Origin of the sequence: Streptomyces sp. NBC_01352 (genome assembly GCF_036237295.1) — a bacterium.
Lineage (GTDB): Bacteria > Actinomycetota > Actinomycetes > Streptomycetales > Streptomycetaceae > Streptomyces > Streptomyces plumbiresistens.
Map to the genome: position 1 here is coordinate 5,555,969 of NZ_CP108354.1, position 25,049 is coordinate 5,581,017.

The window sequence follows — 25,049 nt, forward strand, 5'->3', positions numbered from 1 at the left end:
TCCCCAGCCTGTGGATAGTGTCTCCTGGTGACTGCTGGTTTGACCGGATGGCGTAGCCGCGCGTACCGTAACCAGGTCGAGTTGTCGATGGCTGCTGCCGCCTGCCTCCGATGGGCACAGATCATTTGGGTGATCGGTCAGCGGTGCACTCGGGCGTGACGCGAGCTACTCGTGGGCGCACGGTGACAGCCAGGACGGCACCGCGAAAACCCCGATTTATTCTGGAGCCCCCGAGTGAGCAAGCGCACCTTCCAGCCGAACAACCGTCGTCGCGCCAAGACCCACGGCTTCCGCCTGCGGATGCGCACCCGCGCCGGCCGCGCGATTCTCGCGAACCGCCGTGGCAAGGGTCGCGCCAGCCTGTCGGCCTGATTCCGGTCAGGTCATGACATCGTGCTGCCCACCGAGAACCGGCTGAGGCGGCGCGAGGACTTCGCGACCGCGGTACGACGAGGTCGTCGGGCCGGACGCCCGTCTCTCGTCGTCCACCTTCGTAGCGGTGCAACGAACCCGCACGCGCCTGGGGAGAGCGCTCCCCCGACGCGTGCGGGTTTCGTCGTGAGCAAGGCCGTGGGCGGTGCGGTGGTGCGTAACAAGGTGAAGCGCAGACTTCGCCACCTGATGCGCGATCGAGTCGCCTCGTTGCCCCCCGGTAGCCTGGTAGTCGTACGAGCGTTGCCCGCTGCGGGCGACGCCGATCATGCACAACTGGCCCAAGACCTGGATGCCGCCCTGGAGCGGTTGCTGGGAGGGGGCGCGCGATGAAGTACCCGCTGCTGGCGCTGATCAAGCTGTACCAGTGGACCATCAGCCCGTTGCTCGGGCCGGTGTGCAAGTACTACCCGTCGTGCTCCCACTACGGGTACCAGGCCATCGACCGGCATGGTGCGATCAAGGGCACGGGACTCACGGCCTGGCGCATCCTGCGGTGCAATCCGTGGTCGCTGGGCGGTGTGGACCATGTCCCGCCGCGCAAGCGTCCGCGGTGGCACGAAATGCTGCGTGGCGCCTGGCGTACACGCAGGGGCGGGCCCTCCTCCGCCGAACCGGCCACCGAGGGGCAGGCTCCTACGAGCCCGGCCGCAGAGACCCCGTCCCATGCCCAAGGAGCATGATTAGTGGACACGATTGCCAGCTTCTTCAGCTTCATCACGACACCTGTCTCCTGGGTCATCGTCCAGTTCCACACGGTGTACGGCGCCATCTTCGGCGATGACACCGGGTGGGCCTGGGGCCTGTCCATCGTGTCTCTGGTGATCCTGATCCGTATCTGCCTGATCCCGCTCTTCGTGAAGCAGATCAAGGCGACCCGGGCCATGCAGACGCTGCAGCCCGAGATGAAGAAGATCCAGGAGCGCTACAAGAACGACAAGCAGCGTCAGTCCGAAGAGATGATGAAGCTGTACAAGGAGACGGGCACCAACCCGCTCTCCTCGTGCCTTCCCATCCTGGCGCAGTCGCCGTTCTTCTTCGCCCTGTACCACGTGCTCAACAGCATCGCGAACAACGACACCATTGGCTCCATCAACCAGAGCCTGCTGGACAGCGCGCAGAAGGCGCACATCTTCGGCGCTCCGTTGGCCGCGAAGTTCACCGACAGCGGCTCGGACGTCGCCGCCCTCGACGCTTCGCTGACCACGGTGCGCATCGTGACCGCGGTCATGATCGTCATGATGTCGGCGTCGCAGTTCTACACGCAGCGTCAGCTGATGACGAAGAACGTCGACACCACGGTGAAGACGCCGTTCATGCAGCAGCAGAAGATGCTGATGTACGTCTTCCCCATCATGTTCGCCGTCTTCGGCATCAACTTCCCGGTCGGTGTCCTCGTCTACTGGCTGACCACCAACGTGTGGACCATGGGCCAGCAGATGTACGTCATCCGCAACAACCCGACTCCGGGTTCCAAGGCGCAGGCCGCTTACTTGGAGCGTCTGTACAAGCACGTCACGCACCACGGCAAGACGCGCGGCCGCGGCGAGAGGGCCATCGTCAAGGCCATCGTGGCCAAGGGCCGCGACCGCAACGAGTTCGAGCGCAAGTTCATCAACGGCCTGAACAAGGCGGGCCTCACGGCCCAGGCCGACGGCAACGTGGTGAAGGGCGAGGCCCAGGCCGTATCGCAGACCGAGGACGGTACGCCCACGAGCGCCGCCGCTCCCAAGCGTCAGCAGCCCAAGCGGCAGAGCAAGTCCCAGCGCCAGTCCGGTGCTCCCAAGGCGGCCGGTGAAGGCCCGTCGCTGATCAAGTCCGACGAGCCCGAGGACGCCAAGCCCTCCGCCGCTGCCAAGAAAACCGGCGGTACCCGCAGCAAGGCCCAGTCCGGACAGCGCAAGGGTCCGCAGCGGCCCAAGTCCCCGTCCAAGAAGTAAGAAGGAGTCCATCCCGTGACGGAAGGCACCACCTCCGCCGCTGCCGAGGGCGTAGACACCCTGACCCGCCTGGAGCAGGAGGGCGAGATCGCGGCGGACTACCTCGAGGGTCTGCTCGACATCGCCGACCTCGACGGCGACATCGACATGGACGTCGAGGCCGATCGCGCCGCTGTGTCGATCATCAGCGACGCGAGCGGCCGCGACCTGCAGAAGCTGGTCGGTCGCGACGGCGAGGTGCTGGAAGCCCTGCAGGAGCTCACGCGCCTGGCCGTGCACCGGGAGACCGGGGACCGCAGCCGGCTGATGCTGGACATCGCGGGCTACCGCGCCAAGAAGCGCGCCGAGCTGTCCGAGCTCGGGGCCAAGGCCGCGGCCGAGGTCAGGAACACCGGTGAGTCCGTGAAGCTGAAGCCGATGACACCGTTCGAGCGCAAGGTCGTGCACGACGCGGTCAAGGCTGCCGGCCTGCGCAGCGAGTCCGAGGGCGAGGAACCGCAGCGCTTCGTCGTGGTTCTTCCCGCCTGATCGGCCCGTACGTTCCTCCGGCCCCGTCTGCCCGGCAGGCGGGGCCGGACTTTGTCAGCCTGATAGTTCTGGTGGTTCTGGCGTCGGCGCCCGGCGCGTCTACGCGGTACGGAAGGACGGTCCCCCGTGACGGAGGCAGCGGAGCTTCCCCCCGCGCCCGAACATGCCCGTGAGGTGTTCGGTGATCGCTTCGCGGACGCGGTGCGATACGCGGAGCTGCTCGCCGAGGCGGGCGTGCAGCGCGGCCTGATCGGTCCACGCGAGGTGCCGCGCCTCTGGGAGCGGCACCTGCTGAACTGCGCGGTGCTCTCGGAGGTCGTTCCCGAGGGTGTGACGGTGTGCGATGTCGGCTCGGGTGCGGGTCTGCCCGGCATTCCCCTGGCGCTCGTCCGGGAAGACCTGAAGATCACGCTGCTGGAGCCCTTGCTGCGGCGCACCACCTTCCTGACCGAGGTCGTGGAGCTCTTGGGCCTGGACCATGTGACGGTCGTTCGTGGGCGAGCCGAAGAGGTCATGGGCAAACTCACACCCGTCCATGTGGTGACGGCACGAGCCGTGGCTCCACTGGACCGGCTGGCGACCTGGGGCATCCCCCTGCTGCGTCCCTACGGGGAGATGCTCGCGCTCAAGGGCGACACCGCGGAGGAGGAGCTCAAGAGTGCGGCTACTGCACTGAGCAAGCTCGGTGCCGTGGAGACATCCATCCTGCATGTGGGTGAGGGCGTGGTGGATCCGTTGTCCACCGTCGTACGGGTCGAAGTCGGCGAGAGTCCGGGTGGTGTGCGCTTCGCGGCGAAGCGAGCGAAGGCGGCCAGGACGGGACGTGCACGTCGGCGCCGCTGATCCGTCCTGCCTGACGACGAGACGTACTCCACACAAGCTGCCAAACGTACCCATGCCGGAGTGTCGCGACAGTTCGGGCCTCGTTGCTGTGCATCGTGTTTCACGTGAAACGTCGCTCACTGCTACACGGCATCATCAGCCGGGGCCGAGCCGCGGCCGAACCCCGCGACCGAAAGCCTCTCGGTTCACTCGATGAGGGACCTGAGTTGTCCACAGACGTGGATTTCTCCACAGAACAACAGGCCTCACTGGTTCACGACCCCGAAGGCATGGGAGGCTCTGTTCATTGCGAGCCTGAAGTCGAGGAGAGTGAATCCTTGCGGTCCGACGCCAACATCGCGGGACCGATGACCGATCCGGTCCCCGGTCCCCGTACCGAGTCGATGGGGGAGGATGTTTCACGTGAAACACCACCCCCGATGGACGACACTCCGATCGGTCGTGCTGCCCAACTGGCGGTAGAGGCTCTGGGCCGCGCCGGCGAAGGTCTGCCGCGTCCCGAGCAGACCCGCGTCATGGTGGTCGCCAACCAGAAGGGCGGTGTGGGCAAGACGACGACGACCGTCAACCTTGCCGCGTCGCTCGCTCTGCATGGCAGCCGTGTCCTGGTGATCGACCTTGACCCGCAGGGCAACGCCTCCACGGCGTTGGGGATAGACCATCACGCCGAGGTCCCTTCCATCTACGACGTGCTGGTCGACAGCAGGCCTCTCGCCGAGGTCGTCCAGCCGGTCCCTGATGTCGAGGGCCTCTTCTGCGCCCCTGCCACGATCGATCTCGCCGGTGCGGAGATCGAGCTGGTGTCCCTGGTGGCGCGAGAGAGCCGACTGCAGCGGGCGATCCAGGCCTACGAGCAGCCGCTGGACTACATCCTCATCGACTGCCCGCCCTCGCTCGGCCTGCTGACGGTCAACGCGCTGGTCGCCGGCCAGGAGGTCCTCATCCCGATCCAGTGCGAGTACTACGCACTGGAGGGCCTCGGTCAGCTGCTGCGCAACGTCGATCTGGTTCGGGGGCACCTCAACCCCACCCTGCATGTATCGACGATCCTGCTCACCATGTACGACGGCCGGACGCGTCTCGCGTCCCAGGTCGCGGACGAGGTGCGCAGTCACTTCGGCGACGAGGTGCTGCGGACGAGCATTCCCCGCTCGGTCCGTATCTCCGAGGCGCCGAGCTACGGACAGACGGTGCTGACCTACGATCCAGGATCGAGCGGTGCCCTGTCCTATCTTGAGGCGGCGCGAGAAATCGCGCTGAAGGGTGTCGGCGTCTCCTACGACGCGACACACGCACACATCGGCGCACAGAGCGACCGGAGCATGGTGGAGGGGATCCAGTGAGCGAGCGACGGAGGGGTTTGGGTCGTGGTCTCGGCGCACTGATCCCTGCTGCCCCGACGGAGAAGACGGTGGCTTCGGCCGCGCTGGGTAGCGCCGTTTCGACGTCCCCGGCGGCGGTGCCGGTGCTGACCACCGACCGTGGGGTGGCTGCGGCGAAGGTGGCCTCACTGCCGCCTGTTTCACATGAAACGGACGAGCCGTCGACGAACGGTGCCGGGGAGACGCCCGCGCCTCCCCTGGGTGCCCATTTCGCGGAGCTCCCCCTCGACTCCATCAAGCCGAACCCCCGGCAGCCGCGTGAGGTCTTCGACGAGGACGCTCTTCAGGAGCTCGTCACCTCCATCAAGGAGGTCGGTCTCCTCCAGCCCGTCGTCGTACGGCAGCTCGGCCCCGCGCGCTACGAGCTCATCATGGGCGAGCGGCGCTGGAGGGCCTGCCGTGAGGCGGGGCTGGAGGCGATTCCGGCGATCGTCCGGGCCACGGACGACGACAAGCTCCTCCTGGACGCTCTCCTGGAGAACCTGCACCGCGCCCAGCTGAATCCACTGGAAGAAGCGGCCGCCTACGACCAGCTGCTGAAGGACTTCAACTGCACGCATGACCAGCTGGCGGACCGCATCGGTCGCTCCCGTCCGCAGGTCTCCAACACGCTGCGTCTGCTGAAGCTCTCGCCGGCGGTCCAGCGGCGGGTGGCAGCCGGAGTCCTCTCGGCCGGACACGCGAGGGCCCTGCTCTCCGTCGACGACTCGGAGGAGCAGGACCGGCTGGCCCATCGGATCGTGGCTGAGGGACTCTCGGTGCGGGCCGTCGAGGAGATCGTGACCTTGATGGGCTCTCGGCCCCAGGCGGCTCAGCGCTCCAAGGGCCCGCGGGCCGGTACTCGGGTCTCGCCGGCTTTGACCGACCTCGCGACCCGCCTCTCGGACCGCTTCGAGACGCGGGTGAAGGTCGACCTCGGTCAGAAGAAGGGCAAGATCACCGTCGAGTTCGCCTCGATGGAGGACCTTGAGCGGATTCTCGGCAGCCTCGCCCCCGGCGAGGGGCCGGTGCTGCAGAGGAGCCTCCTGGACGGTGACTCCGAGGAGACGGACGACTGATCTGCCGACGGGCGGGGCGATCTCGCTCAGGCGCCAGGGCGGGCCGTGTCCGGTGTGTACCGGACACGGCCCGCTCTTTGCTTTCAGGCGGTATCGGTGGAATCGCATCGTGGATACGATGCGTTCGGGTATGGCGAATCCACCCGGCAGCACCTCTGAGGGGAGAGGCAGGGGCCATGCGAACGGTGAACCGCACAGGACTGGTGAGCGCAGGCCTGGGGCTGGGCGCCGTCGGCGGCTTCGTCGGCAGCCTGCTCAGGGAACGAAGCGCTCTGACGGCCGCCCGCGACGCGGCGGGCGAAGGAAGCGAGGAACAGCCTTCATGGGGCGTCGGCTCGTACCGCTCACGCTGGACAACCTTCAGGACCTTCCCAAGCGCTGTCGCACGTGTGTCTTCTGGGAGTTGGACCCAGTCAGCGGCGAGGCCGCGGTAAAAGCCGGAACACCCGCCCTCGAGAAGGAGGCCTGGATCTCCGCCGTCCTCCTGGACTGGGGATCCTGCGGCAGGGTCGTGTACGTCGACGACGTACCGGTGGGCTTTGTGCTCTACGCCCCTCCGGCCTACGTACCCCGCTCGACGGCATTCCCCACGAGCCCTGTCTCGCCCGATGCCGTGCAGTTGATGACCGCGTTCATCATGCCGGGCTACCAAGGGCAGGGACTGGGCCGGGTGATGGTCCAGACGGTCGCCAAGGATCTGCTGCGGCGGGGCTTCAAAGCGATCGAGGCCTTCGGAGACGCGCGCTGGAAGGAGCCCGGCTGTCTGCTGCCCGCGGACCATCTCCTCGCGGTGGGCTTCAAGACGGTTCGGCCTCATCCCACGTACCCGCGGTTGAGGCTGGAGCTGCGGACCACGCTCTCCTGGAAGGAGGACGTGGAGATGGCGCTGGACCGGCTCCTGGGTGCCGTACAGAAGGAACCGGTTCTCCGGCCGCTCTAAAGCGAATGGGCCGACCCCTCAGGGTCGGCCCATTCATGTTTCACGTGAAACGTCACTCGGAGATGAAGTCCTCGAGGTCGCGGACGATCGCGGCCTTCGGCTTCGCACCGACGATGGTCTTGGCGACCTCGCCACCCTGGTACACGTTCAGGGTCGGGATGGACATGACGCCGTACTTGGCGGCCGTACCCGGGTTCTCGTCGATGTTCAGCTTGACGACCTCGATCTTGTCGCCGTACTCGGCGGCGATCGCCTCGAGGGACGGCGCGATCTGGCGGCACGGGCCGCACCAGGCAGCCCAGAAGTCCACCAGGACGGGCTTGTCGCTCTTGAGAACGTCCTGCTCGAAGGAATCGTCGGTCACATGCTTGAGGGTGCCGGCCACGGCGGGCTCCTTAACTGGTTGGTGCGGTGGGGCGGATGGGGGTCAGACGGAGGTCTTCTCGGGCTCAGCCTTCTCCTCGTCCGCGAGGGCGGCGAGGAAGCGCTCGGCGTCGAGGGCGGCGGAGCAGCCGGTGCCGGCCGCGGTGATCGCCTGGCGGTAGGTGTGGTCGACCACGTCACCGGCACCGAAGACACCGGTCAGGTTGGTCCGCGTGGAGGGCGCCTCCACCTTCAGGTAGCCCTCTTCGTCCAGTTCGAGCTGGCCCTTGAAGAGCTCGGTGCGCGGGTCGTGGCCGATCGCGATGAACAGGCCGGTGACCGGGAGAGACGAGAGTTCGCCGGTCTTGAGGTTGCGCAGCTTCAGGCCCGAGAGCTTCTGGTCCCCCTGGACCTCGGCGACCTCGCTGTCCCAGACGAACTTGATCTTCGGGTCGGCGAAGGCACGCTCCTGCATCGCCTTGGAGGCGCGCAGGGTGTCGCGGCGGTGGACGATCGTCACGGACCTGGCGAAGCGGGAGAGGAAGGTGGCCTCCTCCATCGCGGTGTCACCGCCGCCGATCACGGCGATGTCCTGGTCCTTGAAGAAGAAGCCGTCGCAGGTGGCGCACCAGGAGACACCGCGACCGGAGAGAGCGTCCTCGTTCGGCAGGCCGAGCTTGCGGTGCTGAGAGCCGGTGGTGACGATGACGGCCTTCGCCTGGTGGACGGTACCCGCGGTGTCGGTGACGGTCTTGATCTCACCACTCAGGTCGACGGAGACGACATCGTCCGGGATGAGCTCGGCGCCGAAGCGCTCGGCCTGGGCGCGCATGTTGTCCATGAGCTCGGGGCCCATGATGCCGTCCTGGAAGCCGGGGAAGTTCTCCACCTCGGTGGTGTTCATCAGCGCGCCACCCGCCGTAACGGCGCCCTCGAACACCAGCGGCTTCAGCGACGCGCGCGCGGTGTAGAGCGCCGCCGTGTAGCCGGCGGGCCCGGAGCCGATGATGATCACGTTTCGGACGTCACTCACGGCTTGATTCCTCGTCTCTGGACTGCGTCGTGGACCGGGGGAGCGCCTTTCAGGACTCTCACCCCACCCAACGGATCCTAAGGGGCGCGCATTCCCGCTGTGTCCGGGCACACGAGGATGCGCCACCGTACGAGATACCACGCAGGACGGAGACGAAGCGTGCGCGCTCAGGAACCGTTGTAGGACTGCTTCAGCAAGACCTTGGCCGTGGCGGACGACGGCTGACCCATGCAGGTCGCGTCCATGAGGTAGGCGGTGACCCGGGTGCCGTCAGGAGCGTCGGGGAGCACGACGAGGAGCGCTTCCGTCCCCTTGTAGATCCCCTTCTCGGTCGCGAGCGCTACGTCGTCGCGGCCGATGCCCTTCTGAATGCAGCTGGGGACCACCGGGTCCTTGAAGACCCTGGGTGAGTTACCGGGGACGGATTCCATCCCGAGGCTGTCCGGAGCACGGGAACCACTGTCGCCGCTCTGGTTCTTGGCGAGGAGATCGGAAACCTGCTGCTCCAGCTTCTCCTTGGAGAAGGTGTCCGCGGTGGTGGACTGGGCCTCGGGGGCGGACGGATTGCCGTCGTTGAGCGAGGAGAACAGCACGGAACCGAATCCCAGGGCGGCGGCGGTGAACACAGCGCCGAGGACGACTGCCCGGCGTCGACCGCCCCGCCGGGTCTCCTTGCGGCCCGGGCCGGTGGTCGAGGCTCGCGCGTGGCCTGCGGGGCGGTCGGTCGATGTTTCACGTGAAACATGCGCGCTGTCGTCCGAGCCGGAGGCGGGCGACGCATCGGACAGGGACTGGGCGCTGATGGGCGCCGACGCGTCGACGGCGTCGGGGGCCGTAGCGTGCAGCAGAGCTTCCGCGGCGAGCGCGGCGTCGATCCGGCCGGCGACATCGGCAGGCATGCGCGGAGGACCCGGCAGAGTTCCGAGCAGTCCCCGGATCTCCTCCAGGGAGGCGTGGACATCCGCGCAGAGTTCGCACTCGGCCAGATGCTGTCGTACGTCCGCGTTACGGGACGGCGGGAGCAGACCTTCGGCGAGGTCGGAGATCTCCGTGACGTCCGGGTGCCCGGCTGTGTCTGTCGTGGATGTCACGCTCGCCCACCTCCGCCCTTCACTGCAGCTGAATCGCTTGGTCCGGTATCAGACGGGCCCGCTTGACGCGGCCCCGCTGCGGGTGGGACGGATGTCCCCTGCGTCCGGTTCCGCCCCTCGCCCGCTTCTCTTTCGGCGCCGGTGTTTTCCGGCCGCAGATGCTTGAGCAGGGGGAGGAGTCTGGCTCGGCCACGGGCACAGCGGCTCTTCACCGTCCCGGTCGGCACGTCGAGGACGCGGGCCGCCTCGGCGACTGGGTAGCCCTGCATGTCGACCAGAACGAGCGCGGCCCGTTGGTCGGGAGGAAGGGTGCCGAGTGCCTCCAGGAGCTGACGGTGGAGGTCGTTTCGCTCGGCGGGCGCCGAGGCCGACTCGTGCGGCTCCAGCAGCTGCTCCAGGCGCTCGGTGTCGTCGACCGGAGACGTCTTGCGGGAGGCCGCCTTACGGGCGCGGTCCAGGCAGGCGTTCACCGTGATCCGGTGCAGCCACGTCGTGACCGCCGACTGGCCCCGGAAGGTGTGGGCGGCCCGGTAGGCGGAGACGAGGGCGTCCTGGACGGCGTCAGCGGCCTCCTCCCGGTCCCCCAGCGTCCGCAGGGCCACCGCCCAGAGCCGGTCGCGGTGCCGACGTACGAGTTCACCGAAGGCCTCGGTATCGCCCTCGACATGGCGGGCGAGCAGATCCTGATCGCTCACGTCGCCGTATCCGGCGCCTTCCGCCATGGGACCCCTCCCTCGCGGCGATCCTGCGTTCTCGCAGGATCGCCCTCCATCGTCGGCTGACGGACAGCAAGCCCCTAGCTGGTCACCTTGATGTCAGCGACCCGGCCGCGGAAGGTGCCTTCTTCCGTCTGCGGCAACTTGGTCAGCCAGACCAGCAGGTACCGGCTCTCGAAGGACTTGTCGGGCTTGAGCGTCACACTCGCACCGGAGCCCCCGGCGACCTTCGTGTAGGAGTCGAAGGACGTCGGCTGCGAACCTGCGTCACTGGAGGCGGCGAGAAGCTCGACCGACGTGTTCCCCACGAAGGAGACCGTCACCTTCCCGACCTGCTGCACCTTGCCGAGATCGAGGATGACACCGAGGCCCGGCTTCAGCCGCCCGAAGTCGGCGCTCGTGTAGAAGTCCGTCTGCCAGTACGTGCTGGAACTGCTGTCGTAGGTCTTGTGTATGTCGGACGGCTTCTCGGAGCCGTCGCCGTACGGGTCGAAGTCGCTGGCCCCGCTGATGGCGATCGGCTTGCTGGGCGCCTGGGTCGGACTCTTGTCGTTCCCGTCGGTCGTCTGCGTCTGGTTCGTGTCGTCCGACTTGTTGCCCTGGTCCATGAGCGCGTCCGCCAACTGCCAGCTGCCCAGGCCGAGGGCGGCGATGAGCAGGGCCGAGACGGCCCACTTCAGCGCCCTGCCGGTACGGCTCTGCAGGGGAGGCGGCGGGGCCTGAACAGGCTGGGTGACGCCCGGACGCGGCGCCTGACGGCCGTACGTGCCCTGCTGGTACGTCGTGCGCTGGTAGTCCGGCGGGGCGGTGAACGCCGGCTCCGGCGGGCGGATACGGGGCATCTCGCCGATCGCCTTCACCAGTTCCTCGGGCGTGGTGCACGGGGACTCGTGGCGGGAAGCGGTCGCGCCGTCGTTGGCGAGCGCCCGCATGGTCAGCTCGGACAGGCCGCGGTGGACGCCGGCACGCACCTGGTCGGGGGCGATGAGGCCGATGTCCTTCGGCAGGCCCGACAGTCCGTAGGCGTCGTTCTCGTATGGCCAGCGCTGGGTGAGCGCCGCGTACAGCAGCGCTCCGATCGCTTCCGTGTCGGTGCGCTGCGGGGTTTCGGAACTGATGCCGCGCAGTGCGGCGTTGACGGCGAGACCACGGATGCGCCACTGGCCGGTCGACGTGCGCAGCACGGCGTTGGGGTTCAGACGCAGATGGGCCAGGCCCTCGCGGTGGGCGGCGGCCATGGCGGAGGAGATCTGGCTGACCAACTGGTAGGCGTCGTACACCTCCAGAGGGCCGGAGGCGAGAAGCGTGGTCAGTTCGGTGGCGTCGGGCAGCCACTCGTGAACGACGTAGACGAGGTCGTTCTCCTCGACGGCGTCGAGGACTTGGACGAAGCGCGGATCGCCCAGCAGTGCGGAAGAGCGGGCCGCGGCCAGCACCGAACGGGCCCGCGAGTGGTCCGCGGGCAGCAGGTGGACGCCGACGGCGCGACGCAGCTTCTCGTCCACGGCACGCCAACTGCTGAATCCGTCCAGACGGGTGACGCACTCCTCGAGCCGGTAGCGTCTGGCGAGCTTGTGTCCGCTGTGCAGCTCCGGTGGTGAGGCCTTTTCGGGACTCCCGGTCCCGCCACTCCCCTGTGCCTCGACGTCTTCCGTGTCCCGCTCCCGGTTCTTGGCCACCCCGTCGGCCGTGGACTGGTCCGCCTCGGCGGTCAGCGGCTCGTCACCGCTGTTGTCTGCCACGTCGACGGCAGCCGTGCTCCGTTCCGCCACCGTCGTTCCTGCCTCCCCATCCATTGCGCGCCATGCGACGCCGAAACCAATTGTGCCCACAGTCCGCCGCTATGCACGACACACAGTGGCGGACGATGGTTGTGCGCGTACCCCCGCCTCAGCGCCCCAGGCGCCCCCGGACCATGCCGACCAGTGAGTTCAGCTCCTCGATGCGCATCTTGCGGGCGGCGACGAAGAAGGTTGCGAGCAGTACCGCGCCGCCGGCGATCAGTGCCGCGAAGGAACCGAGGACGCCCTGACCGAGAGTGTGGCCGATGCCGTAGCAGGCGGCGCCGCTGAGCAGGGCCGCCGGTACCGAGGCGATGCAGAGACGGGCGTACGTCCGCAGGACGCGCCCGCCGTCCAGGTCCCCGCCCAGCCGCTTGCGCAGCCGGCGCCAGGCGACGCCGACACCGATCGCGTACGCCAGGCCGTACGCGGCGGCCATGCCGACCACGGCCCAGCGGGCCGGCAGCACGATGAAGCAGACGGCGGAGGCGGCGGCGTTGACGGCCGCCACGATGACCGTGTTGTAGAAGGGGGTGCGGGTGTCCTCGTACGCGTAGAAGGCGCGCAGGACGACGTACTGCACTGAGTACGGGATCAGGCCGAGGCCGAAGGCCATCAGCATGTATCCCATGTTCGTCGCGGCGCTTGTGCCGGAGGAGCCGAAGATGAGCGTGCACATCGGGATGCCGAGCGAGACGAAGCCGAAGGCGAGGGGCACGATCGCGACCGCGGTCGTGCGCAGGCCCTGGGAGATGTCGTCGCGTACGGCGCCGCCGTCGTCCTCCGCGGCCGAGCGCGAGATGCGTGGCAGCAGGGCGGCCATCAGGGAGACGGTGATGATGGCCTGTGGCAGGCCCCAGATCAGTTGGGCGTTGGCGTAGGCGCTGAAGCCGGTGCCGGGGATCTTCGTGTCGGCGACCGACGCGGTGGCCAGCTGGGTGACGACGAGCGCGCCCGCCTGGTTGGCGAGGACGAACAGGATGGTCCACTTCGCGAGCATCGCGGCCTTGCCCAGGCCGTGGCCCCGCCAGTCGAAGCGCAGCCGCAGCCGGAACCCGGTCTCGCGCAGGTACGGGATCATCGCCAGGGCCTGCACCACCAGCCCGAGCAGGATGCCGATGCCGAGCAGTCGCTGACCTTCCGGCGGGATGTTCGTGACGCTCATGCCGGAGTGCTCGGCCGTGCCGTACACCCACAGGAACGTCGCGAGCGTCACGATGATGACGATGTTGTTCAGGACCGGGGTCCACATCATCGCGCCGAATCTGCCACGCGCGTTGAGGATCTGCCCCATCACCACGTGGACGCCCATGAAGAAGATGGAAGGCAGGAAGTAGCGGGTGAACGTGACGGCGACCTCGTTGGCCGCGGGGTCGCTCGCGACGGGGTTCGACAGAGCGCGCACCAGGAGGGGCGCCGCGAACATCGCGATCGCGGTGAGCGCCGCGAGCGCCACCATGACGAGTGTCAGCAGCCGGTTCGCGTAGGCCTCACCGCCGTCTTCGTCGTCCTTCATGGCGCGCACGAGCTGCGGGACGAAGACGGAGTTCAGGCCGCCGCCGACGGTGAGGATGTAGATCATGGTCGGCAGCTGGTACGCCACCTGGAAGGAGTCACCCAGGAAGGCGGTGCCCAACGCCGAGACGATCAGCGCGGAGCGGACGAAACCGGTGAGGCGGGAGACCATCGTGCCCGCCGCCATCACGGCGCTCGACTTCAGCAGGCCACCGGCCCGCCCGCCCTTCTTGGCGGAGGGCGCCGGAGCCGCGGGGGGCGTGGCGGTGAGGTTCATGGTCTGGTCGGCCGCGGGCGAGGGGGCCGCCGGAGCCCGGTACTGCGGCGCCGATGCCTGCTCACCCGGGCCCGCCGCCGGACCCGGCACCGACGGCGGGTCGTACTGCGGGAGGCCGCCGCCCTGCTGCTGGTCCCGGAAGAGGTGGGCGAAGGCATCCGGCTCGTGGCGTTCCCCGCCGGCCTGGGACACCAGGTCGTCGACGCCCACGAACTGGGTGGTGCGGGGATCGTCGCCGTACGGCAGGTACTGGGTCGGACCCTCCGGCTCCGGGGCCGGAGTCTGCGCCCACACGCGTGGGTCGGGGGCGTACGGCGACTGGGGGGGCTGGGCATACAGAGGCTGCTGCGGCTGGTACGTGCCCGGCGACGGCGGTGGGTGGGCCGCGCGGTCGTAGAGCGCCTCGGCGACGGGGTCCTGGGCGTAGAGGTCCTGTGCCTGGTAGGGGTCCTGGTCGTAGGCGTCCTGGAGGTACATGTCGGCGGGGGGCTGCGGCGGTACCTGGCCGTGCTCAGGCGGCGGGCCCTCGGGGTGGCCCGAGCTGCCCGCGGCCTGGCCGCGGTCACCGTCGTACGGCGCGTTCATGGTTACCCCACCTCATCGTCCCGGGCCCACCGGCCACGACATCCTCAACGGTCCACTCTCTCACCCGTGCCGGACGGGTCTGCGCTTTCCGCTGGGGTGTCCGGTGTCGGGTCACTCTGGTGCTCAGGGTCGTCTGCCCGGGCCCGGGTGCCGGACTCCTCCTTGAGACGGTCTTCGAGGCCCTCGGGGTTCTCTGGTCCGCCCTCAGCTTCGTCGACCCCTTCGGGGCCGTCCTCCTCGGCCTCACGGGCGGCCGCGCGCTTGCGCTGCGTGTACATCCGGAAGCCGGCAAGGACGAGCAGGAGGAAGCCGCCGCCGATGACCAGCATTACGGTCGCCGTGAACTCGGTGACCTTCACGTCGAAGGTTACGGGGTTGCCGTACTCCTGGCCGTCCTGCGTGTACAGCTGGGCGATCACCGTGGCCTTTCCGTTGGCCTTGGCCGTCGTGGGGAACTTCACCGTCTGGCTGTGACCGCCGGAGACCTCGATCGGTTGCTCGTAATAGGAATCGCCGCCGATCTCGAGGCGCTTCGGGCTCAGCGAGGTGAGCCGGAGCACCAGGCGGTCCACGCCCTGCACCAGGTTGTTCTGCACGGTCACCGGGATGGTGGCGCTGCGGCCCGAGAGCTTGGTCTCCGACTTGTCGATCAGGTCGACCTGGCCGGTGAGCCCGGTGAGGTACTCCTGCACGTCGTTGCGGAAGATGGTCGCCTCCGTGGCGCGGCCGCGCCAGGACGTGGACATCTCACGGTTCATCGCCCGTCCGAAGGGCGTGACCACCCGGGACTGGTTGGCGAGGATCACCTTGAAGCTGTCGAGCTTCTCCTGCGTGCCGGCGATCTGCTCGAAGGCCGACCTGGGCAGCTCCTGCTTGCGCAGCGAGGAGGGGTACTTGGACGTCGACGGCACCTTCGTGGTGGCGCCCGGGTCCGGCTTCGCCGTGGCTGCCGCCGTGAGTTCCTGGAACTGGGACCAGGTTCCGCCCTGCAGGGCTGTCACCGCTTCGGCCATGGCCTGGGCCTGGCGTGCCGACGGCATCCGCTGCGGGGCGACGACGATGCTGCGCTGCTTGTCCGTCTGAAGGTTGAGGGTGAGGCTCTGAGCCAGGAACTGCTGCACGGAGAGCGTGGCGGCGGAGGCCTTCAGCAGATCGCCCTGGAAGGCCGTCGACAGCCGGGAGTCCGCGACGACCGCCGTGGTGCCGCCACCGATGGGCCGGGCCGCGGAGGGCGTGTACGGCAGGCCGCCGGTTTCTTGGAGGCTGTCACTGCGCGCGATGACCTTGTCCGCGCCGGCCGAGGTGGCGACCTTGACGATCGACGGGTCGACGGCCCCTTCCACCGGCCAGGCGAAGTCGGTGGTCGGTTTCACGTGGAGGATCGTCTCCACGGTGTTCGTGACGACGTCCGTGGCCTCGTTGAGACGGCTCAGCGAGCCGGTGACGCCCGTGCCGTTGTGTGCGAGGGAGGCGAGGTCCGGGTCGGCGAAGGGAAGGGCGACGACCTCCTTGTCCGCCACGGCATCCTGCAGCTTGGCGAGCCACTGGCCCGCGAGCCTCTGATTCTGCTGGGATCCCGGCCGGGTGGTGTTGCCCGACTTCACGCGGTAGGTGTTCGTCATCGCGTCGACCGAGGCCAGCAGGTCGGGGTCGACGACCCAGGTGACGTCGAGATCCTTGCCCAGTGACACCAGCTGGTCCAGCCGGCCTCCAGGGGCGATCTCCTTGGCCAGGTCATCGTTGAGGAAGACCGGCGTCTGCTGTTCGTTCGATCCCGTCTCCGCCGTCATGTGGACGGTGGAGATGAGCGGCCAGAGGTACGTCGTCTTCGTCTTCGTGTCGGCCTCGCCGGACTGCCACGGCAGGAACGTGCTCCGCGCGCCGAGCACCTGCTCCCAGGGCTGTGCGGCCGTCTCGCCGGAGAGCGAGACGGCGAACGGGTAGACCCCGCTGCCGCCGAGGTCGAGCTCGTCGACCGGAACCGAGATGGAGAAGCTCTCGGCGACGCCCGGCGTCAGCTTGGAGAACTCCTCGACGTACTTGCCGCCGATCTCCGGGCTCGTGACGGACTGGGTGCTGCCGCTGTTCCTGGCGGCGCTGTCGACGGCCGAGCGGGTGGTCAGCTCGCTTCCCACCCGCAGGCCCACGTGCGCGTCGGTGACGGTCTGCTTGCCGTTGTTGGTCACCGTGCCGGACACGGTCAGCGTGTCGCCGTCCGTGGGGGCGCTGGGGCTGAGCGTGTCGAGGGCCACGGACACCGTGCCCGAATCCGCGGCGGCCTGTGCCGAGGACTGACCGGCGGCGTGTGCGGACGTGGCGGCGGGCAACTGGCACAGTCCGGCCAGGAGAGGCGCCCCGGCGAGCAGCGCTCCGGTGCGCCGCAGCCAGCGGCGGGCAGGTGAGGGACTCGTCCCCTGGAAGTCTGCCGCCTCGGCCACGCGCTCGCCCGTCCCTCGTCGTCGTCAGTGGTCGTCGGAATGTGCGTCCACGCATGGTAACGATGCGCGCTGAGGGGAAGTGCCGCGGACTGCTCCACAAGATCGGGGGACACGGTCGTGCTGTCCCGAATGTGCACGTATAAAGAGGATCGCCTCCGTGAGCCTCATGGGCAGGCCTTGTGCAGGTCGGGGTGGAGGGTCTGTGCCCGTTTAATGGAGGAGCTCGCGGTCGCCCGGGCCACGTACCCTCTTTTGTTGTGCCGAACGCCAACGAAGACAACTCCAGTGCCCTGAGTCAGGTGCAGCACCGCGCGGTGATTGAGCTGCTGCGAGTCGCCCCTGTCGCCGACGACCTCGCCCGCCGCTTCCAGAAGGCCGGGTTCTCACTCGCCCTGGTCGGCGGCTCGGTCCGGGACGCGTTGCTCGGCCGGCTCGGCAATGACCTGGACTTCACGACCGACGCCCGACCCCAGGACGTACTGAAGATCGTGCGGCCGTGGGCGGACTCCGTGTGGGAGGTCGGTATCGCCTTCGGCACGGTCGGTGCGCAGAAGGACGGCTACCAGATCGAGGTGACCACCTACCGGTCGGAGGCGTACGACCGGACCTCACGCAAGCCCGAGGTGTCGTACGGCGACTCCATCGAGGAGGACCTGGTCCGGCGCGACTTCACCGTGAACGCGATGGCTGTCGCGCTGCCGGAGAAGGAGTTCATCGATCCGCACGGCGGTCTGGACGACCTGGCGGCGCGCGTACTGCGCACCCCGGGCACGCCCGAGGAGTCCTTCTCGGACGACCCGCTGCGGATGATGCGGGCCGCACGCTTCGCGGCGCAGCTCGACTTCGAGGTGGCCCCCGAGGTCGTGACAGCGATGAAGGAGATGTCCGAGCGCATCGAGATCGTCTCTGCCGAGCGGGTACGGGACGAGCTGAACAAGCTGATCCTCTCCGCGCACCCGCGCGAGGGTCTGACGCTGCTGGTCGACACGGGGATCGCTGACCATGTCCTGCCCGAGCTTCCGGCCCTGCGGCTGGAGAGCGACGAGCACCACCGGCACAAGGACGTCTACGAGCACACGCTGATCGTTCTGGAGCAGGCGATCGCGCTGGAGGGAAACGGTCCCGACCTCGTCCTCCGCCTCGCCGCACTGCTGCACGACATCGGCAAGCCGCGCACGCGCCGCTTCGAGAAGGACGGCAGGGTCTCGTTCCACCACCACGAGGTGGTCGGGGCGAAGATGACCAAGAAGCGCATGACCGCGTTGAAGTACTCCAATGATCTGGTGAAGGACGTCTCGCACCTGGTCGAACTCCACCTGCGCTTCCACGGGTACGGCACCGGGGAGTGGACCGACTCTGCGGTCCGCCGCTATGTCCGGGACGCGGGACCGCTCCTGGACCGTCTCCACAAGCTGACCCGATCGGACTGCACGACCCGGAACAAGCGCAAGGCGGCCGCACTGTCGCGAGCGTACGACGGCCTGGAAGAGCGGATCGCCGAGCTTCAGGAGCAGGAGGAGCTCGATGCGATCCGGCCCGACCTGGACGGCAACCAGATCATGGAGATCCTCGACGTCGGGCCCGGTCCCGCTGTCGGCCGTGCCTACAAGCACATGCTGGAGCTTCGTCTGGAGAACGGGCCGATGGGGCACGACGAGGCGGTGGCCGCACTCAAGGAGTGGTGGTCCGAGCAGAACTGAGGCCGTGGAACGGGGGCATGTTTCACGTGAAACATGCCCCCGGATGCAGAAGAGAGCCGACGGCGGATGCGGCAGGCGATGTTTCACGTGAAACATCGCCTGCGACACTCACTGGCGTTCAGACCGAGCCAGAGCAACGGCAACCACTCCATAGATGACGCCGATCGTGACCACCAACGGCATCGAGCGGCCATCCGGCGGCAGCATCAGGGCGGCCACGGCAGCGGCCCCGACGAAGGCGACGTTGAAGAGCACGTCGTAGACGGAGAAGATTCGGCCGCGGAAGCCGTCCTCGGCCGAGGACTGGACGATCGTGTCTGTGGCGATCTTCGCGCCCTGGGTCGTCAGGCCCAGCACGAAGGCCGCGGCGAGCATGGGTGCGGTGGCGAACGGCAGGCCGAGGGAGGGCTCCAGGATCGAGGCGGCCGCAGCGCACACGACGATCCACGTGACGGCCCCGAGTCGGCCGGCAGCCCAGGGCGTCACGACGGCCGCCGCGAAGAAGCCGGCGCCCGAGATCCCCAACGCCAGCCCCAGCAGGGCGAGTCCGTCGTCGGTGTTCGAGGAGAACTCGTACCGGCAGAGCATCAGCAGCATGACCAGCAGGGCGCCGTAGCAGAACCGCATCAACGCCATCGCGCCGAGCGCTCGAGCGGCCGACCGGCGGGAAGGCGCGGCGAGGTGGCGTACGCCCGCCACCAGGTCGCGGGCAGTGCCGGCGAGTGCTGCCCCGATCCGGGGCTCCACCAACTGGCGGTCGGGCCCCAGGAGTTCCGGTGACATACGCAGCGATGCGAGCGCTCCGCACAGGTACAGGGCGGCTCCCAGCAGGACCACGGCAGCATCCGAGTCCGCGACCACCAGCCGTACGGCGAAGGCGAGACCACCGCCCGCGGTCGCGGCGAGCGTTCCAGCGGTCGGGGAAAGGGAGTTGGCGATCATCAGGCGGTCAGCGTCCACCACGCGGGGCAGCGCGGCGGACAGGCCGGACAGGATGAAACGGTTGACGGCCGTGACGCACAGCGCGGAGACGTAGAAGAGCCAGTCGGGGACCTGGCTGACGATCAGGACAGCCGTCACCGATGCCATCAGGGCGCGCACCAGGTTGCCGTAAAGGAAGACCTGGCGGCGGCGCCAGCGGTCCAGCAGGACGCCGGCGAAGGGGCCCACCAAGGAGTAAGGCAGCAGCAGGATGGCCATTGCGGAGGCGATGGCGGTGGCCGATGTCTGCTTCTCTGGCGAGAAGACGACGTAGGAGGCGAGCGCGACCTGGTAGACGCCGTCGGCGCCCTGCGAGAGCAGACGTACGGCGAGGAGGCGTCGGAAGTTCCGGAAGCGGAGCAGGACGCGCAGGTCACGGACGACGGCCATGGGGCACAGCCTCACATACGGGGAGGGTCCCCGGGCGTAATGCCTCGGGGACCCTCAACAAGCCGAAAAGACTGACGTCTTAGCGCTCGACCTCGCCCTTGATGAACTTCTCGACGTTGTCGTAGGCCTCGTCGTCGAAGTACTGGACCGGCGGGGACTTCATGAAGTACGAGGACGCCGACAGGATCGGGCCGCCGATGCCGCGGTCCTTGGCGATCTTCGCGGCACGCAGGGCGTCGATGATGACACCCGCGGAGTTCGGGGAGTCCCAGACCTCGAGCTTGTACTCCAGGTTCAGCGGGACATCGCCGAAGGCACGGCCCTCGAGACGGACGTACGCCCACTTGCGGTCGTCCAGCCAGGCCACGTAGTCCGAGGGGCCGATGTGGACGTTCTTCGCGCCCATGTCACGGTCGGGGATCTGCGAGGTGACGGCCTGCGTCTTCGAGATCTTCTTGGACTCGAGGCGGTCGCGCTCCAGCATGTTCTTGAAGTCCATGTTGCCGCCGACGTTGAGCTGCATGGTGCGCTCGAGACGGACACCGCGGTCCTCGAACAGCTTCGCCATCACACGGTGCGTGATGGTGGCGCCGACCTGCGACTTGATGTCGTCGCCGACGATCGGGACGCCCGCCTCGGTGAACTTGTCCGCCCACTCCTTGGTGCCGGCGATGAAGACCGGGAGGGCGTTGACGAACGCGACCTTGGCGTCGATGGCGGCCTGGGCGTAGAACTTCGCCGCGTCCTCGGAACCGACGGGCAGGTAGCAGACGAGGACGTCGACCTGCCTGTCCTTGAGGATCTGGACCACGTCGACCGGGGTCTCGTCGGACTCCTCGATGGTCTCGCGGTAGTACTTGCCGAGACCGTCGAGCGTGTGCCCACGCTGAACCGTGATGCCCTTGTTCGGGACGTCGCAGATCTTGATGGTGTTGTTCTCGCTGGCACCGATGGCGTCCGAGAGGTCGAGGCCGACCTTCTTCGCGTCGACGTCGAAGGCGGCGACGAACTCGACGTCACCGACGTGGTAGTCGCCGAACTGGACGTGCATCAGGCCCGGGACCTTGGACGCCGGGTCGGCGTCCTTGTAGTACTCGACGCCCTGCACCAGCGAGGCGGCGCAGTTGCCCACGCCGACGATGGCTACGCGAACCGAACCCATTCCGGTTGCTCCCTGTGTGTACGAGTGAGGCCCTGAGTGGGCTCTCACGTGGCGGTGTCGTCGGGCGAATCCGGCCGGGAGGTGTGCCCCGGCCGGGGCAGATCGCCCGTCGCTCCAGATGTGGTGTCCTGCTGAGCGGGCCCCCCGGAGCCGGACCCCTTGAGGTCCCGTCCGGCCCGCTCGCTCTCGATGAGCTCGTTCAGCCAGCGCACTTCGCGCTCCACGGACTCCATTCCGTGGCGCTGGAGCTCAAGCGTGTAGTCGTCGAGGCGCTCCCGGGTGCGCGCCAGCGAGGCGCGCATCTTCTCCAGGCGCTCTTCCAGACGGCTGCGGCGGCCCTCAAGAACGCGCATGCGCACATCGCGAGAGGTCTGCCCGAAGAAGGCGAAACGCGCGGCGAAGGTCTCGTCCTCGTACGCGTCGGGCCCCGTCTGGGAGAGGAGCTCCTCGAAGTGCTCCTTACCTTCCGCCGTCAACCGATAGACGATCTTGGCGCGACGCCCTGCGAGTGGTGCGGCGAGAGCGTCCTCGGAGGTGTTCCCCGGCTCTTCGATCAACCAGCCGTTCGCGACCAGCGTCTTGAGGCAGGGGTACAGAGTCCCGTAGCTGAACGCACGGAACACACCCAGTGACGTGTTGAGTCGCTTGCGCAGCTCGTAGCCGTGCATCGGGGATTCGCGGAGCAGGCCGAGTACAGCGAACTCGAGGATCCCGGAACGCCGGCTCATCGTCGCCTCCTCTCTGCCGCGCCCCGTCGAGACGGGTGCCGTGACGGTCTTTATGCCGAGCTGATGTATCGACTCGATACATCCAGACGATAGAACGGCCTTCCGGTTGCGGCAAGAGGGAGGACGGTGAACGGGATCACATCACTGATTCATGGGAAGCGAGTTGCCTGGTTTGGGGTGAACTTCGGGGCTAGGCAGGTTTTGACGGTGCGTAGTCTGTGCGCCATGCACACCACCGGGAACCGAGTGACGCCTGGGGGGCGTCATTGTCCTCGGTGCAGTACGGGTGAATGCGGAAGCGACCGCATCCGTACTTCGGGGGGACCGGAAACCAGCCGCCGTTTCCAGGCGCGCAAAGGTGCGCCTGCCCGAGGAGTAGTCGTTCGATGAGCGAGCACCGTCGCAAACCGCCGCAGCCGCAGGGAGGCGGACGTGCCGCGGCCCGACGCGGCCAGTCCGGTTCGTCCTCCGGCCGCCGCGCGGCTCCGCGAGGCGCCACCGGGTCTCCTTCCGACTCCTATGGGGCGAGCTCCCATGAGTCGGATTCATACGGTCCGGGTGGCGAGGAACGTCAGTTCGGCAGCCGCGCCGAGGCCCGGCGAGCGGCACAGAGAAGCAGCAGTGGTGGCCGACGCAGAGCGGCCGAACCGGCCGGCCGCGCCGGTCGGCGCAGTGGCCCCGGCGGCGCGGCCGGCCCCGGGCGGGGCCGGGGGCGTGCAGCCGCTTCGGACAAGAAACGGATCATCGACTACCCGCGTGCCGGCAAGTACGGCGTGGCGCGCTGGGTGCCGTCCTGGAAGCTGGTGACCGGTCTGTTCATCGGCTTCTTCGGAGGCCTGGTCGCGGTCGCGGGCGTCGGGTACGCACTGGTGAGCGTCCCGAACATCGATCAGACCGCGACGGCGCAGAACAACGTCTACTACTGGGCCAACGGTGACGAGATGGTCGCCACGGGCGGTGAGACGAACCGCCAGAACGTCAACCTCTCGCAGATCCCCAAGGCGATGCAGTACGCCGTCATCTCGCAGGAGAACAAGACCTTCGAGACGGACAGCGGCATCGACCCCAAGGGCATCGCCCGTGCCGTGTTCAATATGGCCCGCGGCGGTGAGACGCAGGGTGGCTCGACCATCACCCAGCAGTACGTGAAGAACGCGATGCTGAACGACCAGTCCCAGACGGTCTCGCGAAAGTTCAAGGAGATCTTCGTCTCCATCAAGGTCGGCGCCACGGTCTCGAAGGACAAGATCATGGAGGGCTACCTGAACTCCGCGTACTACGGACGTTCGGCGTACGGCATCCAGGCGGCCGCCCGCGCGTACTTCAACAAGGACGCCGTCGACCTGAACGAGGGAGAGTGTGCCTTCCTCGCGGCAACCCTCAAGGGCGCCACGTACTACGACCCGGCGGGCGCGCAGTCCATCGACCCGGCCAACGCCACTCCTGAGGCCAACAGCAAGCGGGCCCTGAGGCAGATGCAGGACACGCTCGACAAGATGGTCGAGTACGGCCATCTGAGCCCCGAGGTGCGGGCCAAGTACACCAGCCTTCCCGACGTGAAGAACCCGCGCTCGAACAACGAGCTGAGCGGCCAGGTGGGCTACCTAGTCGACCTCGCCAAGGCGTATCTGATCAACAACGACGTCATCAGCGCCGACAAGATGCAGCAGGGCGGCTACTCGATCTACACGACCTTCGACAAGAAGAAGGTCGAGGAGCTCGAGAAGTCGGTCCAGAAGGTCCAGAAGGCGAACATCAAGCCCAAGGAGCGCCCGGATACGGACACTCACGTCCAGTTCGGCGGAGCCTCCGTGGATCCGACGACCGGCGCCATCAAGGCCATCTACGGCGGTGAGGACGCGACGAAGCACTTCACCAACAACGCCGACGCGACCGGCGCCCAGGTGGGTTCGACCTTCAAGCCGTTCGTGCTCGCGGCGGCGATGAAGTGGGGCGTACGCGATCCGGACCTGGGCGAGAGCCAGGCGCAGGACGAGCGCACGGTCGTGTCCCCGAAGAGCCTGTTCAGCGGCAAGAACGATCTGAAGATCAAGAACTACGACGGGACGATCTGGAAGAACGAGAAGGACAAGGAGTGGCTCCAGGAGAACGACGGCCAGGAGTCGTACGGCAGTCCTCCGAAGTACCAGATCGACCTGCGTGAGGCCATGCGAGAGTCCGTGAACTCCGCCTTCGTACAGCTCGGCATGGACGTCGGGCTGGACAAGGTGAAGGAAGCGGCCATGGACGCCGGCCTCAAGGAGAACAGCCTCGCCGGCACGAGCTTCCCGTCCTTCTCCATCGGCATCTCCGACCCCAGCGCGATCCGCATGGCGGGTGCCTACGCCACGTTCGCGGCCAGCGGCACGCAGCGCGAGCCGTTCTCGGTCCAGAAGGTCACGAGCAAGGACGGCCAGATCTACACGCACAAGGACGCGCCCAAGGACGCCTTCGACCCGAAGGTCGCCGACAACGTCACGGACGTCCTCAAGACCGTGGTCGACAAGGGCACCGGCACCAACGCCAAGCTGGACGACCGTGAGGTGGCGGGCAAGACCGGCACCACCGACGGCAACAAGTCCGCCTGGTTCGTGGGCTACACCCCGCAGCTGTCCACGTCGATCACCATGTTCCGGATGGACGACGACGAGACCAAGAAGAACCGCGAGTTCCTGGAGATGTTCGGAACGGGTGGCCAGGAGAAGATCCACGGTGCCTCGTTCCCGTCCGAGATCTGGCACGACTACATGGAACAGGCGCTGAAGGGCGTGAAGGCGGAGCCCTTCCCGACTCCGGAGCCCATCGGTGAGATCGTCAACGACGCTCCGAGTCCGACGCCCACTCCCACGGTCATCGAGACGCCGTCCGCCACTCCGACGCCGAGTCCGACGCCCAGCCAGACGTCGCCGTCGCCGTCGCCCACCCCGACCGAGAGCTGCCAGTTCGACTGGCAGTGCACCGGTGACAACACCGGGGGGACGGACACCGGAGGCACCACCGACGGGGGCGTGACGCAAACACCCACAGTCACGCCGACAGACGATAACGGGAACAACGGAAACAACAACGGCGGCATCTTCGGAGGCCCAGCCGGTTAGCCGCCATATCGCCCGCCAAGGGTGTTTCACGTGAAACATGGGGCCGCCGCACCCACCAGGTGCGGCGG

21 protein-coding genes are annotated in these 25,049 nt (G+C 67.8%); 11 read left to right on the forward strand and 10 right to left on the reverse strand.

Features of this window, described 5'->3' with window-relative positions; translation table 11 throughout:
- Positions 1–234 precede the first annotated feature (234 nt).
- The 9 genes from rpmH (at position 235) to OG252_RS25775 (ending at position 7,123) form a co-directional block, all read left to right on the forward strand.
- Positions 235–372: a 50S ribosomal protein L34 gene (gene rpmH / locus OG252_RS25735; RefSeq protein WP_006381191.1), complete on the forward strand. Its 138-nt coding sequence runs from the start codon at positions 235–237 to the stop codon at positions 370–372.
- A 21-nt stretch (positions 373–393) separates the two neighbouring features.
- Entirely contained in the window at positions 394–765 is a 372-nt protein-coding gene (rnpA, locus tag OG252_RS25740; RefSeq protein ID WP_307676041.1) for a ribonuclease P protein component, read from the forward strand.
- A complete protein-coding gene (yidD, locus tag OG252_RS25745; RefSeq protein WP_266436653.1) occupies positions 762–1,115 on the forward strand; it encodes a membrane protein insertion efficiency factor YidD in 354 nt (117 codons plus the stop codon). The genes rnpA and yidD overlap by 4 nt, the downstream gene beginning before the upstream one ends.
- A gap of 3 nt (positions 1,116–1,118) precedes the next feature.
- Positions 1,119–2,372 (forward strand): membrane protein insertase YidC, encoded by a 1,254-nt coding sequence (gene yidC / locus OG252_RS25750; RefSeq protein WP_266436655.1) that lies wholly within the window; start codon positions 1,119–1,121, stop codon positions 2,370–2,372.
- Positions 2,373–2,387: 15 nt separating this feature from the next.
- On the forward strand, positions 2,388–2,900 hold the full coding sequence (locus OG252_RS25755; protein WP_266436657.1) for a Jag family protein: 513 nt from the start codon (positions 2,388–2,390) through the stop codon (positions 2,898–2,900).
- Between the two features lie 126 nt (positions 2,901–3,026).
- Complete coding sequence (rsmG, locus tag OG252_RS25760) at positions 3,027–3,743, forward strand: 16S rRNA (guanine(527)-N(7))-methyltransferase RsmG (protein WP_208780334.1); 717 nt, start codon at positions 3,027–3,029, stop codon at positions 3,741–3,743.
- A gap of 269 nt (positions 3,744–4,012) precedes the next feature.
- Positions 4,013–5,086, forward strand: coding sequence for a ParA family protein (locus OG252_RS25765; RefSeq protein ID WP_307680130.1), 1,074 nt, complete (start codon positions 4,013–4,015; stop codon positions 5,084–5,086).
- Positions 5,083–6,183, forward strand: coding sequence for a ParB/RepB/Spo0J family partition protein (locus OG252_RS25770; RefSeq protein WP_266436664.1), 1,101 nt, complete (start codon positions 5,083–5,085; stop codon positions 6,181–6,183). Before OG252_RS25765 ends, OG252_RS25770 begins: the two co-directional genes overlap by 4 nt.
- Before the next feature lie 322 nt (positions 6,184–6,505).
- Positions 6,506–7,123: a GNAT family N-acetyltransferase gene (locus tag OG252_RS25775; protein WP_329339011.1), complete on the forward strand. Its 618-nt coding sequence runs from the start codon at positions 6,506–6,508 to the stop codon at positions 7,121–7,123.
- Positions 7,124–7,175: 52 nt separating this feature from the next.
- Here the strand turns inward: OG252_RS25775 and trxA are convergent, their stop codons facing one another.
- From trxA to OG252_RS25810, 7 genes are all read right to left on the reverse strand, one after another.
- Complete coding sequence (gene trxA, locus OG252_RS25780; protein ID WP_217234882.1) at positions 7,176–7,508, reverse strand: thioredoxin; 333 nt, start codon at positions 7,506–7,508, stop codon at positions 7,176–7,178.
- 42 nt (positions 7,509–7,550) lie between these two features.
- Positions 7,551–8,519, reverse strand: a complete 969-nt coding sequence (gene trxB, locus OG252_RS25785; protein ID WP_329339013.1) for a thioredoxin-disulfide reductase — start codon at positions 8,517–8,519, stop codon at positions 7,551–7,553.
- 167 nt (positions 8,520–8,686) lie between these two features.
- A complete protein-coding gene (locus tag OG252_RS25790) occupies positions 8,687–9,610 on the reverse strand; it encodes an anti-sigma factor family protein (protein ID WP_329339015.1) in 924 nt (307 codons plus the stop codon).
- Entirely contained in the window at positions 9,607–10,332 is a 726-nt protein-coding gene (sigM, locus tag OG252_RS25795) for an RNA polymerase sigma factor SigM (protein ID WP_329339017.1), read from the reverse strand. Before sigM ends, OG252_RS25790 begins: the two co-directional genes overlap by 4 nt.
- A 74-nt stretch (positions 10,333–10,406) precedes the next feature.
- A complete protein-coding gene (locus OG252_RS25800; RefSeq protein WP_266436676.1) occupies positions 10,407–12,098 on the reverse strand; it encodes a protein kinase family protein in 1,692 nt (563 codons plus the stop codon).
- Positions 12,099–12,216: 118 nt separating this feature from the next.
- Complete coding sequence (gene murJ, locus OG252_RS25805) at positions 12,217–14,484, reverse strand: murein biosynthesis integral membrane protein MurJ (RefSeq protein WP_329339021.1); 2,268 nt, start codon at positions 14,482–14,484, stop codon at positions 12,217–12,219.
- 44 nt (positions 14,485–14,528) lie between these two features.
- The gene (locus OG252_RS25810) at positions 14,529–16,922 is read right to left on the reverse strand and encodes a DUF6049 family protein (protein WP_329339023.1); all 2,394 of its coding nucleotides are present in this window, start codon (positions 16,920–16,922) and stop codon (positions 14,529–14,531) included.
- A gap of 257 nt (positions 16,923–17,179) precedes the next feature.
- On the opposite strand from OG252_RS25810, the gene OG252_RS25815 reads away from it, so the two are divergent.
- Complete coding sequence (locus OG252_RS25815) at positions 17,180–18,622, forward strand: CCA tRNA nucleotidyltransferase (RefSeq protein WP_266436682.1); 1,443 nt, start codon at positions 17,180–17,182, stop codon at positions 18,620–18,622.
- A 108-nt stretch (positions 18,623–18,730) separates the two neighbouring features.
- Here the strand turns inward: OG252_RS25815 and OG252_RS25820 are convergent, their stop codons facing one another.
- From OG252_RS25820 to OG252_RS25830, 3 genes are all read right to left on the reverse strand, one after another.
- Positions 18,731–19,993 carry an MFS transporter gene (locus OG252_RS25820; RefSeq protein ID WP_329339025.1) on the reverse strand — a complete coding sequence of 421 codons (1,263 nt, stop codon included), beginning with the start codon at positions 19,991–19,993 and terminating at the stop codon, positions 18,731–18,733.
- A gap of 79 nt (positions 19,994–20,072) precedes the next feature.
- The gene (locus OG252_RS25825; protein ID WP_266436686.1) at positions 20,073–21,155 is read right to left on the reverse strand and encodes an inositol-3-phosphate synthase; all 1,083 of its coding nucleotides are present in this window, start codon (positions 21,153–21,155) and stop codon (positions 20,073–20,075) included.
- Positions 21,156–21,199: 44 nt separating this feature from the next.
- Positions 21,200–21,883, reverse strand: a complete 684-nt coding sequence (locus OG252_RS25830; RefSeq protein ID WP_329339027.1) for a PadR family transcriptional regulator — start codon at positions 21,881–21,883, stop codon at positions 21,200–21,202.
- A 386-nt stretch (positions 21,884–22,269) separates the two neighbouring features.
- Here OG252_RS25830 and OG252_RS25835 point away from each other — a divergent pair, with 386 nt between their 5' ends.
- Entirely contained in the window at positions 22,270–24,981 is a 2,712-nt protein-coding gene (locus OG252_RS25835) for a transglycosylase domain-containing protein (protein ID WP_266436689.1), read from the forward strand.
- Positions 24,982–25,049: the final 68 nt, after the last annotated feature.